Raw genomic sequence first — 11,093 nt, forward strand, 5'->3', positions numbered from 1 at the left:
CGCTTCGCAGGAGAGTTGAGGCCTAAAAACAATCCAAGGCGGCCTATCGGCTTCCAGAGCGCGCACGTTTTGCTTGAAACGCGTTAAGGCTCTTTATTCTGGGCGCACACTGGGCTATGGGGCCATGTCCTAGACATAAGGAGTCTTTTTGATGGGCTATAACGTTGTTGTCGTCGGCGCCACTGGCAATGTGGGTCGTGAAATGCTGAACATCCTCGCGGAGCGCCATTTTCCCGTGGATAAGATCGCCGTTTTGGCGAGCCGCCGTTCTATCGGGACGGACGTGAGCTTTGGCGACAAGACCCTGAAGACGACGGATCTGGACACGTTTGATTTTGCGGGCTGGGACATGGCATTGTTTGCTGTCGGCTCGGAAGCGACAAAGACCTATGCGCCCAAGGCTGCGAAGGCCGGTTGTGTGGTGATCGATAACTCCTCGCTTTATCGCTATGATTCTGAGATCCCGTTGATTGTGCCTGAGGTGAACCCAGAGGCGATCCATGACTATGCCAAGAAGAACATCATCGCCAACCCGAACTGCTCGACCGCGCAGATGGTTGTGGCGCTGAAGCCTTTGCACGATCGCGCGCGCATCAAGCGGGTTGTTGTGAGCACCTATCAGTCTGTTTCGGGTGCGGGCAAGGAAGGCATTGACGAGCTTTGGGACCAGACCAAGAGCATCTACAATCCGACGGACAATAAGCCGCCGAGGAAATTCACCAAGCAGATCGCGTTTAACGTCATTCCGCACATTGATGTGTTTATGGAAGACGGCTCCACCAAAGAAGAGTGGAAGATGGTCGCAGAGACCAAGAAGATCATCGATAAGTCGATCAAAGTGACGGCGACCTGTGTGCGTGTGCCTGTTTTTGTCGGGCACTCCGAAGCGATCAATATCGAATTTGAGGACTTCCTTGACGAAGACGAGGCGCGCGATATTTTGCGGGAATCGCCCGGTGTGATGGTGATCGATAAACGCGAAGACGGTGGCTATGTCAGCCCTGTGGAATGTGTCGGCGACTTTGCGACCTTTATCAGCCGCATTCGCCAAGACAGCACGATTGATAACGGGCTGAACCTTTGGTGTGTGTCAGACAACTTACGCAAGGGCGCGGCTTTGAATGCGGTTCAGATTGCCGAGCTGTTGGGCCGTGAGGTTCTCAAAAAGGGCTAAAAGCGCTTTGAGACGAGATTTGGGAGGGCTGGCTGAGAGGCTGGCCCTTCTCCTTTTGGGGTATGCCCTTTAACGCTTTTTAGCGGCTCGCGGGGGCGCTCCTACAGACCGCGAGTTGGCTGGGGGACCAGTCCCCCAGACCCCCTGGGATATTTTGGGAAAGAAAAAGACATTCGGTCGGCGGAGGCTTGCTTAGAAAGCTGTCTGCTTGGAGGTGATGGAGGGGCCGGGCTTGCGCCTCGGGCTGTGTTGGCGTCTTGTGGGGCGGTATTTAGGAGGTTCCCATGCGCGCTACGGCTCTTGTTTTGTCTCTTTTTCCTTCGGTTGTTATGGCCGATATCATCCCGCTCACAAGTGATGTCTCTGACGTCACGCTTTATCCGCAGGGGGCTACCATTGTGCGACGGGTTCCTTATGTGATGCCTGCAGGGGGGCATGAGCTTATCTTGACGGATTTGCCGCGCTCGACCGACCTGTCGCGTGTGCGTGTTGAAATGACTGGCGCGCGGATGGGCGCAATCACGGGGCGCAGTGATTATGTGCTGCCGCGAGACGCCTCTGTGAGCGAAGAAATCGAGGCGGCGAAGGCCGAGGTGGAGCGGCTTTCGGCGCTATTGCGCAAGGGCGAGGCTGATGTCTTGATGATCCGGTTGGAGAGCGAGGCTGCCGACGCGCGGGTGTCTTTTCTGCGGGGACTGGGCGAGGGCGAAAAGACCGCTGGCATGGATGCGGGCGCGCTGCGCGACTTGGCTGTGATGATCGGTGAGGAGAGTTTGGCGGCGCGGCAGGCGAGCTTTGATGCGAAGTTTCGCGCCGATGAAGCAGAGCGGTCCTTGAGGGGGGCGCGTGAGGCTCTGGCGACGGCAGAGCAGGTGCTGGCAGCGCTGCAGACCGAAGACGAGGGGACTGTTCAGCTCAGCATTGCGGCCAGTTCAGAGAGTGCGGCGGAAGGTGTGATCACCATTTCCTATACGCATTATGACGCCGGCTGGATGCCGACCTATGACATGCGCCTGAATAAGCAAGAGGGGCGGTTGGCGATCGAGCGGGGCGCGATGATCCGTCAAGGCACGGGGGAAGACTGGGCCGATGTGAACTTGACGCTTTCGACGGTGCGGCCAAGCGAACAGATCGAGCCGAACCAGGTTTTTGGCTGGCAGCGCGGGGTGATGGAACCGCCTGTGGCCATGCCGCGCCAGAGCAAGCAGATCGAGCTGAACAGTCTTGCGCGCATGGAAGAGGACGCGGCGGGGGAGCCGATGGTTGTGGCGGAGGCAGCTGTGGCGACGCCGAGCTATGACGGGCTGGCTGTGACTTATGACTACCCAGAGCCCGTAAGTGTGGCCAATCGCGCCGACAGCTTGCGTATTACGCTTGGCACTGTGGAGACAGACGCAGAGGTGCTGGCTTTTGCAGCGCCGCTCTATGACGCCACGGGCTTTATGATGGCGGGTATCACCAACGACACGGGCGAGCTTATTTTTCCAACGCCCTATATGAACCTCTATCTCGACGGGCGCTTTATGGGCCAGAGCAGTTTGAATGAGGTTGTCCCTGCTGGCGCGGAGGCGGATATCCCCTTTGGAGCGATTGACGGCTTGCGCTTGATGCGGAGTGTGACGCGCAACGAGGGGGATCGCGGGATGATTAGCCGCTCGACTGAGTTGAGCGAAGAGGTTGTCCTTGAAGTGGAAAACCTGACGGGGCAGAGCTGGCCTGTGAAGCTGTTTGACCGTGTGCCTTACTCAGAGCAGGAGGAGCTTGCGATTGACTGGCAGGCAAGCCCACGTCCGAGCGAGCAGAATTATGACAACAGGCAAGGTGTGCTGGCGTGGGCGTTTGAACTGGGCGCGGGCAGCAAGCAATCTGTGACGCTAAAGTATCAGCTTGAGTGGCCAGAGGGGAAAGTCTTGCGATAGGGCGGTCGAATTTGGCTGTGCCAAATCCGACCGATGCTTAGAGACGCCTCGCCCCTAGAAGCGCTCGGCGCGCAGGACTTCGCAATCGGTGATGTTGACAACGCCGATGTGCTTTTCCACGACTTTGAAGGCAGCGGTGAGCAGGGCGTCGAGACGCTCTTCACGCACGATGCAGATGAATTGCACCATACCTTCGGCGCGGCCGACTTGGCCTGTGCGATCCCAGAGGCCTGAGCGGCCTGAGCCACCATATACGGGGAGGATTGTGAAGCCGTGGACATCGGCTTTGACCAGCGCGTCCGACAGGCGAGACTGCATGATTTTTTCAATGGTGATTTCGACACGTTTGGCTTTGTGGGTTTGCATGGATCAGGCTCCGAAGACAAAGCTGGCGACCGCGAGATAGAGCGGGATGCCGAGCACGAGGTTGAACGGGAAGGTGACGCCGAGAGAGAGCGTGAGGTAGATCGACGGGTTGGCTTCTGGCAGGGCCACGCGCATCGCGGCGGGCACGGCGATATAGCTTGCCGAGGCCGAGAGGGTCATGAGGAGCACTGTTCCGCCAAGCGAGAGGCCGAGCATCAGCGCGGCAATCAGGCCAAGGGCTGCGCCGATGGGGGGCATGATGACGCCGAAGGCGATACTGCCCCAGCCGAGAAGCTTGCCGCCTTTGGCAAGGCCGCGGCCCGCGACGAGACCCATATCAAGCAGGAAGAGGCAGAGTACGCCTTTGAAGGGCGAGACAACGAAGCTTGAGATTTCATCCAAGCCTTCCTGACCAGTGATCATGCCGATGAAGAATGCGCCGACCAAGAGCACGATGGAGCCGTTGAGCATGATTTCGCGCCAAAGGCTTGCGTCCATGCGGCCACTTTCGCCGCGCGAGATGAGCCAGAGGGCGGAGAGAATAGCGGGGGCCTCCATCGCGGCGGCGACGGCGACCATATAGCCTTCGGAGGCGATCCCGCTGCTTTCGAGTACCGAGGTGGCTGCGACGAATGTCACGATTGAGATCGAGCCATAGTGGCCAGCCACGGCTGCGGCGTTGAGCCTGTCGAGCCCTGAGAGTGCGCGCAGGAGCGCGAAGGCAAGGAGTGGCAGGAGCGCTGAGAGAATGACGCCTGCGACGAGGCTGAGGCCGAGGGTCATATCGACGCCGTGGGCTGCAACGCTGACACCGCCTTTAAAGCCGATGGCGAAGAGAAGGTAGATCGAGAGCGCCTTGGCGGCGGCCTCAGGGACGGAGAGATCAGACTTTGCGAGCGAGGCGGCGACGCCAAGGACAAAGCATAGAACAATGGGCGACAGCAGATTGTTGGCTGCCAAGCTTAGGATTTCGGCCATAGTATCCCTCGTTTTTCACAAATTTTTAACTAGATAAGCGAAAAAACGGCTCAGGGAAGAGTTTTCTTGAGTTTTTTTGTCAGGTGACTGCCCGAGGGGCTGATTTTGAAATCAGATTTTGCAGAATTTGCCTTCCTTGAACAGAAACTCTTCAATCGAGCCTTCGCCGATATTGTGCCAGAGGCCGTGAATTGAAATCTTACCGCTTTCCACGTCGTTGGCGACGAATGGGAAGGTCTTGAGATTTTGCAGAGAGACGAGAACAGCCTCTTTTTCGAGGGCAATGGCCTGGTCTTCTTCAGGAAGGTCCTTGATGCGCTCGTAGCCCGGGCGCAGGATATCCATCCAGCGGCCAACGAAGCTCTCTTTTTGATCAAGTTCGGGCGCACGGCCTGCGCACATATCAAGGCAGCCCGCGACGCCACCGCAGTTTGAGTGACCCATGATGATGATATGAGCGACTTTGAGCACGGTTACGGCGTATTCGATCGCGGCGGAGGTGCCGTGCTGGGCGCCATCGGGCTTATAGGGCGGCACGAGATTTGCAATGTTACGGTGCAAGAAGAATTCGCCCTGCTCCGCGCCAAAGATCGAGGTGGCGTGCACGCGGCTGTCGCAACATGTGATCAACATGGCGCGCGGGTGCTGGCCGTCATCGGCGAGGCGGCGATACCAGCTTTCATTTTCTGTATAGGTGGTGGCTTTCCAGCCTTGGAAACGCTGAACGAGATACTGGGGCAGTGGTTTTGTTGTGTGCATGATCGTCTTGTCCGTTGCGTTTGGGCTGTCTTGGAGTCCTGAATAGTCTGCATTGTCAAAGAATTCGAGAGAAAAGGCGCTTGGCGATAAACCAATTGCGAGGGATTGCCTGCCATATTGACGCTTGCCGTGGGGCAAGAACCAAAGGGTGAGACAATGAAACAGGTAACGATGCTTGCGATGAGCGAGCCTGCTCAGCTTGATGCGGAGAAACTAGAGCAGCTCTATGAGGAGCTTGGCGATTCTGCGGCTGAAGATGTGGTCTGTCGCGCGATGGAAGAGCTGGCTGTGAAACTCGCGCAGACAGACAGGCTCTATCGGAGTGGGCAAATTGCCGAGATGCGTAAGACTGTGCGCTCTATGGGCGCGATTGCCGGGCAGATCGGAATGGGCACGCTGGCACGCGTCGCGGGGGATGTTTTGGCTTGTGTTGATGCCAATGATGGCACGGCGCTGGCGGCCGTGCTTCAGCGGCTGATGCGGATGGGAGAGAGCTCACTCACCCAAATCTGGCAGTTACAAGATCTTTCGATCTGAGATATAAGAATGTGGTTCGCTCTTCTTTGTGAGTTGCTCTAGGCTGGCGTCAGAAACCAGCCAAAGGATACTCACCCGTGGATTTGAAATTTGCCCCAGCCGATGCCGACGCGATTCCGCTTTATCTTTTGGAGGTCGAGGCATTTGACGGCTGGCTTGCGCGCCAGAGTGCGCCGGCCAAAGCTTGGGTGTTGCAGTCAGGCTTTGAGGCGGCACTTGGCGAGGCGCTAACCGTCCCAGCCACGGATGGAAGTATGCTCTGCGCGATCGCGGGTTACGGGACAGCGGCGGCACGCAAGCGGACGCGATTTGGTTTGGCGGGGGCTGCGGCCAAGCTGCCTCGGGGGACATACAAGCTGGTGAGTGACCTTGCGGGAGCACAGCTTGAAACAGAGGCGCTTGGCTGGCTTTTGGGGCAATATATTTTTGACCGATATGCTGAGGCGAAAGCCCCTGCAGCGCAGCTTGTGGCGCCTGAGGGTGTGGACGCCGCGCGCATCGAGGCAATTGCCAAGGGCGAAGCGCTGACCCGCGATCTGATCAATACACCAGCCAATGACATGGGGCCTGTTGCGCTTGAAGCGGCGGCGAGTGCTTTGGCGCAAGCCCATGGGGCGCAGTTTCACGTCATCCGCGGCGAAGCATTGCTCGACGAAAACTTTCCGTTGATTCATACGGTGGGCCGCGCGAGCGACCAAGCGCCACGGCTGATTGATATGCGTTGGGGAGAGATAGGCCCGAAGCTGACGCTTGTGGGCAAGGGGGTATGCTTTGATACTGGCGGGCTGAATCTCAAGCCGGGGGCCTCCATGGCCTTGATGAAAAAGGACATGGGCGGCGCGGCCACTGTTATGGGGCTGGCTGAGATGATTATGGCGCTGGGGCTGAAGGTTCAGTTGCGGGTGTTGATTCCTGCGGTGGAAAACGCTGTCAGCAGCAATGCTTTCCGACCTGGTGACATTCTGACGAGCCGTCAGGGGCTAACCGTTGAGATCAACAACACAGATGCCGAGGGGCGGCTTGTGCTGGCGGATGCGCTAAGCTTTGGTGCAGAGGATACGCCAGATTTGATGATCTCTATGGCGACGTTGACAGGCGCGGCACGGGTGGCTGTCGGGCCTGATCTGGCGCCGTATTTTTCCGACGATTCCGCGTTTGTGAGCGCTTTGGAGGCAGGCGCCGCCCGCGCGCAAGACCCTGTTTGGCGGCTGCCGTTTTGGGAGCCTTACGAGGCGATGATTGAACCCGGGATTGCGGATCTGGACAATGCGCCAAGCGGGGGGTTTGCGGGCTGTATTACGGCGGCGCTCTTTTTGCGGCGCTTTGCGGGTGAGATAAACTACGCGCATTTTGATGTGTATGGCTGGAACCCTGCAGCCAAGCCAGCGCGGCCCAAGGGGGGCGTGGGCATGGCGGCGCGCGCCTTGCTTGAGGCGCTGCCTGTGATGCTGAAGCTATGAGCGACCGCCGCACCACGCCAAACAACGGTCGAGTCGCTGCTGCGCACTTGCAGGGGCAAGTCGAGGCGGAGAAATTTGTAGAAGGGCAGGCCAGGCAAGTGATGTTGCCTGTGGTGGATCTGTTGCGTGCGCCAGACGGCAAGCGGGACCGTCAGCTTCTGGCGGGGCAGGCTGTGACTGTCTTGGAGGAGCTTGATGGCTGGGCTTATATCGTGAGCGCGCTTGATGGCTATGTCGGATATGTGCGTGAAGCGAGCCTTGGCGCAGTGCGTGACGCGACACATGTGGTGAGCGCGCGGGCGACGCATATTTATACGCAAGCCGATATGAAAAGTGCGGATCGCGCCAGCCTGAGCATGGGCAGCCGTCTTCGCGTTTTGCGCGAGCAGGAAGGCTTTGCGAAGGTGCCTGAAGGGTTTGTGCCTCTGGTGCACTTGAGCGGTATGGAGCCTGAGAACGACCCTGTGACTGTGGCGGAGCGATTGCTCGGGACGCCTTACCTCTGGGGGGGGAACTCGTCCTTCGGGATAGATTGCTCGGGTCTGGTGCAGGCGGGGTGCACCGCCTGCGGGATCGCTTGTGGCGGGGACAGCGACATGCAACAAGCCGCGCTGGGCGAGACGCTTGCCGAGGATGCCGCGCTTCGGCGGGGAGATTTGCTGTTTTGGAAAGGGCATGTCGCTTGGGTTGTGGACAGCGAGACGCTTTTGCACGCGAATGCGTATCATATGGCTGTGGCTTATGAGCCGATCTTGGCCGCAATCGAGCGGATAGAAGAACAGGGCGACGGGGCAGTGACCGCGCGCAAGAGACTTAAGGAGCGAACATGAACGATCATTTTTTTCAGCCAGTGTCGGGGATGGACCTGCCACGCTTTGCGGGCATTCCGACATTTATGCGGTTGCCGCATCTGCCGCGCGGTGACGCGCGCTGGGCGGATGTCGATGTGGGCATCATCGGGGTGCCTTGGGACAGCGGAACAACGAACCGCCCCGGCCCACGCCACGGGCCGCGCCAGTTGCGCGATGCTTCGACAATGATCCGCGCGGAGCATGGCGTGAGCGGAGTGCGTCCGTTTGAGGCGATGAACTGCGCTGATCTTGGTGATGTCGGGCCGAACCCTGCGGATATTCAGGACTCGATGCAGCGGATCACCGCGTTTTATAAGGATGTGATTGCGGCTGGTATCTTGCCGTTGACCGCGGGCGGAGATCATCTTTCATCCTTGCCGATCTTGCGGGCGGTGGCGGAAAAAGCACCTGTCGGGATGATCCATTTTGACAGCCACACCGATCTCTTTCACTCTTATTTTGATGGGACGATGTATACCCATGGCACGCCATTTCGGCGGGCCTGTGAGGAGGGGTTGCTTGACCCCAAGCGCGTGATCCAGATTGGGATACGTGGGACGCAGTATGACTCCGAGGACCGTGATTTTGCCAAGGCCGAGGGCATTCGGATTGTCCCGATCGAGGAGTTTCATGCGCGTGGGCCTGAGGACGTTATGGTCGAAGCGCGCGAGATTGCAGGAACGGGTGCGACCTATTTGAGCTATGATATCGACTTTGTCGACCCGACCTTTGCGCCTGGAACAGGCACGCCCGAAGTGGGCGGCCCGAACTCCTATCAAGCGTTACAGGTGGTGCGTGGTCTGAGCGGCGTGAACATTGTCGGGGCGGATCTTGTTGAAGTGTCGCCGCCGTTTGATGCAAGCGGCGGCACGGCGTTTCTCGGTGTGTCGATCATGTTTGAAATGCTCTGCCAGATCGCGGCGGGCCGTGGCTGAGGGGGTCGGATTTCCGCTTTGCGAAAATCCGACTGAGGCGAGGGGGCTCTGCCCCCTCGGTTTCAAAAACCAAGGGGCTTTTGAAACCTCTCCCCCGGGATATTTCTGAAAAGAAGAAGGCTGATCAGCGTGTGAGGCAGCTTTCGAACCCTGATGTGAGGTGCTCCATCAACGCGCTGTAATGGTCGGCGCCAAGGGGCAGAGCAGCGCCAAGGCCATCGATGGTGACGGCAGGGATATTCAATGTTTCGGTCACCAATGTGACACTTGCTTTCGGGGTGCTGGGTTCAATCACAAAGCAGCCAAGATCTGGCGCTTCTGTGAGCAGCGCACGCAAATGGGCTGGACCTGCATCCTGATCATCGGCGTCTGAGACAGCAGCGTGGGACGTGAGGCCAAAGCGGGCCTGAAAATACTGATAGGCGTCATGGGCTGTGAGGAATTCACCACCTGAAAGGGGCGCAAGGCGGGCCTCAGTCGTGGCGACTTGTTGCTTGAGCGCGTCGACGGCTGTTGCTGCATTGGCGCGGTAGGTTTCTGCATTGGCTGGATCGAGTTTTGCGAGCTCTTTTGCAAGGATCGGCAGCCAGGCCATGGCGTTGTCGGGGCTGAGCCAGACGTGGGCGTCTTTTCGGACTTTGTCTGTTTCCATTTCTGCGTGATCATCGCCGTGATTTTCATGATCTGCGTGGTCATCGTGATCGGCATGCTCTGCCTGATCGGCATGATCATGATCGTGGCTGTCTTTGGTTTCTGTTTGCTCTTCTTCGCTATGGTCGTGATCGTGATCATGTGCGCCGCGTTTGTCGAGGCGCAGTGTGCCCGGGGTTTCCATCAGCGCGATACTGGCTGCATCGGGGGCCATTTCTGCTTTGGCGTTGCCGAGCCATGGCGACATGAGCGGGCCTACCCAGACCAGAAGATCAGCATTTTGCAGCCGAGCGGCCTCGGAGGGGCGCAGGGCGTGATTATGGGGAGATGTTCCTGCTGGTGTGAGGAGTTCAGGTGTGCCGAGATCGCCCATGACTTGGGCGGTGAGGCTATGCAAGGGTGGGATGTCAGCGACAACGCGCAAGGCATCTGCGGTGAGGGGTGTTGCGAAAAGGGCGGTTGTGGTGATCAGATATTTTAGCATAGGGACTCCAAAAACTTGAGTAGACGTTAGTGGAGATATGTTATAACATAACAACATGAGTCAAGATATGAATTCCAAAAAGGCGCCGCGCGCCCCTCTGATGGGCTTTGGCACGCATGATCATACCCGTTGTAAAGCGGCCTCGATGACGGCGGCAGAGGCTCTTTGTGCTGCGCGCAAGCTGCAACTGACGCCTGTGCGCAAGCGGGTCTTGGAGATCTTGCTTGAGGCGCATGAGGCGATGGGCGCTTATGATGTTCTTGCAAGGCTGGCGGCGGAAGGCCTTGGCTCAAAGCCGCCTGTGGCGTATCGTGCGCTTGGCTTTTGGGTTGAGCAAGGGCTTGTGCACCGTATTGAAAAGCTCAACGCCTATGTCGCTTGTGCCCACCCCGGACGAGCGCATGACGCAGCGTTTATGATCTGCCGTGACTGTGGGCGCGTTGCCGAAACAGAGAGCCAAGGGCCGTTTGGCCAAAGCGCAGGAGAGGCTGGGTTTCAGATTGAGTCTCTGGTGATCGAGGCGGAAGGGCTTTGCCCCAAATGTATTCCGGAGGCGGGCGCATGAGCTTGATTGAGGCACGCGGGCTTGCCAAGAGCTTTGGCGGTGATGTTGTTTTGCAAGGCGTGAACATTGCGATTAATCCCAGTGAGATCGTGACCATTGTGGGACCGAACGGCTCAGGCAAATCGACCTTACTGCGCATGTTGGCTGGGGTTCTGAAGCCTGATGGCGGCGAGGTCAGCCATGCGGCAGGCTTGACGATTGGCTATGTGCCGCAAAAACTTGAGCTTGAGGCGAGCCTGCCGATGACAGTGCGCCGCTTTCTCAATGTGCCACGGCGTGTCAGTGAGGCCGCGGCGGAGCGGGCTTTGGAGCGTGTTGGTGTGAGGGCTCTCAAGGGGCGCAGTCTTGAGGGGCTTTCGGGCGGGCAGATGCAACGGGTTTTGCTGGCGCGCGCGCTGATTGTGGAGCCTGATG

12 protein-coding genes are annotated in these 11,093 nt (G+C 58.4%); 8 read left to right on the plus strand and 4 right to left on the minus strand.

Features of this window, described 5'->3' with window-relative positions; translation table 11 throughout:
• Positions 1 to 151 precede the first annotated feature (151 nt).
• Together P8O11_RS11690 and P8O11_RS11695 are read left to right on the plus strand one after the other, a co-directional pair.
• Complete coding sequence (locus tag P8O11_RS11690; protein ID WP_300294370.1) at positions 152 to 1,174, plus strand: aspartate-semialdehyde dehydrogenase; 1,023 nt, start codon at positions 152 to 154, stop codon at positions 1,172 to 1,174.
• Positions 1,175 to 1,458: 284 nt separating this feature from the next.
• Positions 1,459 to 3,093 (plus strand): DUF4139 domain-containing protein, encoded by a 1,635-nt coding sequence (locus P8O11_RS11695; RefSeq protein ID WP_300294371.1) that lies wholly within the window; start codon positions 1,459 to 1,461, stop codon positions 3,091 to 3,093.
• A gap of 54 nt (positions 3,094 to 3,147) precedes the next feature.
• Here P8O11_RS11695 and P8O11_RS11700 read toward each other — a convergent pair whose 3' ends face one another.
• The 3 genes from P8O11_RS11700 to P8O11_RS11710 form a co-directional block, all read right to left on the minus strand.
• Entirely contained in the window at positions 3,148 to 3,459 is a 312-nt protein-coding gene (locus P8O11_RS11700) for a transcriptional regulator (RefSeq protein WP_089892458.1), read from the minus strand.
• Positions 3,460 to 3,462: 3 nt separating this feature from the next.
• Positions 3,463 to 4,437: a sodium-dependent bicarbonate transport family permease gene (locus tag P8O11_RS11705; protein WP_089892454.1), complete on the minus strand. Its 975-nt coding sequence runs from the start codon at positions 4,435 to 4,437 to the stop codon at positions 3,463 to 3,465.
• 111 nt (positions 4,438 to 4,548) lie between these two features.
• A complete protein-coding gene (locus P8O11_RS11710) occupies positions 4,549 to 5,196 on the minus strand; it encodes a carbonic anhydrase (protein WP_300294372.1) in 648 nt (215 codons plus the stop codon).
• 156 nt (positions 5,197 to 5,352) lie between these two features.
• Here P8O11_RS11710 and P8O11_RS11715 point away from each other — a divergent pair, with 156 nt between their 5' ends.
• The 4 genes from P8O11_RS11715 to speB all read left to right on the plus strand — a co-directional run bounded on the left by P8O11_RS11715 (position 5,353) and on the right by speB (position 8,979).
• Positions 5,353 to 5,733 carry a hypothetical protein gene (locus tag P8O11_RS11715; RefSeq protein ID WP_089892452.1) on the plus strand — a complete coding sequence of 127 codons (381 nt, stop codon included), beginning with the start codon at positions 5,353 to 5,355 and terminating at the stop codon, positions 5,731 to 5,733.
• A 77-nt stretch (positions 5,734 to 5,810) separates the two neighbouring features.
• Positions 5,811 to 7,193 carry a M17 family metallopeptidase gene (locus P8O11_RS11720; RefSeq protein ID WP_300294373.1) on the plus strand — a complete coding sequence of 461 codons (1,383 nt, stop codon included), beginning with the start codon at positions 5,811 to 5,813 and terminating at the stop codon, positions 7,191 to 7,193.
• Positions 7,190 to 8,023 (plus strand): NlpC/P60 family protein, encoded by an 834-nt coding sequence (locus P8O11_RS11725; protein WP_300294374.1) that lies wholly within the window; start codon positions 7,190 to 7,192, stop codon positions 8,021 to 8,023. The genes P8O11_RS11720 and P8O11_RS11725 overlap by 4 nt, the downstream gene beginning before the upstream one ends.
• Positions 8,020 to 8,979, plus strand: coding sequence for an agmatinase (gene speB / locus P8O11_RS11730; protein ID WP_300294375.1), 960 nt, complete (start codon positions 8,020 to 8,022; stop codon positions 8,977 to 8,979). Before P8O11_RS11725 ends, speB begins: the two co-directional genes overlap by 4 nt.
• Positions 8,980 to 9,103: 124 nt before the next feature.
• Here speB and P8O11_RS11735 read toward each other — a convergent pair whose 3' ends face one another.
• Complete coding sequence (locus tag P8O11_RS11735; protein ID WP_300294376.1) at positions 9,104 to 10,114, minus strand: zinc ABC transporter substrate-binding protein; 1,011 nt, start codon at positions 10,112 to 10,114, stop codon at positions 9,104 to 9,106.
• A 67-nt stretch (positions 10,115 to 10,181) separates the two neighbouring features.
• Here P8O11_RS11735 and P8O11_RS11740 point away from each other — a divergent pair, with 67 nt between their 5' ends.
• On the plus strand, positions 10,182 to 10,679 hold the full coding sequence (locus P8O11_RS11740; RefSeq protein WP_300294378.1) for a Fur family transcriptional regulator: 498 nt from the start codon (positions 10,182 to 10,184) through the stop codon (positions 10,677 to 10,679).
• Positions 10,676 to 11,093: metal ABC transporter ATP-binding protein (locus P8O11_RS11745; protein ID WP_300294380.1), on the plus strand; the 418-nt coding region annotated here is incomplete at its 3' end. The genes P8O11_RS11740 and P8O11_RS11745, both read left to right, overlap by 4 nt.

Source organism: Lentibacter sp. (genome assembly GCF_029254145.1).
Taxonomy (GTDB): Bacteria; Pseudomonadota; Alphaproteobacteria; order Rhodobacterales; family Rhodobacteraceae; genus Lentibacter.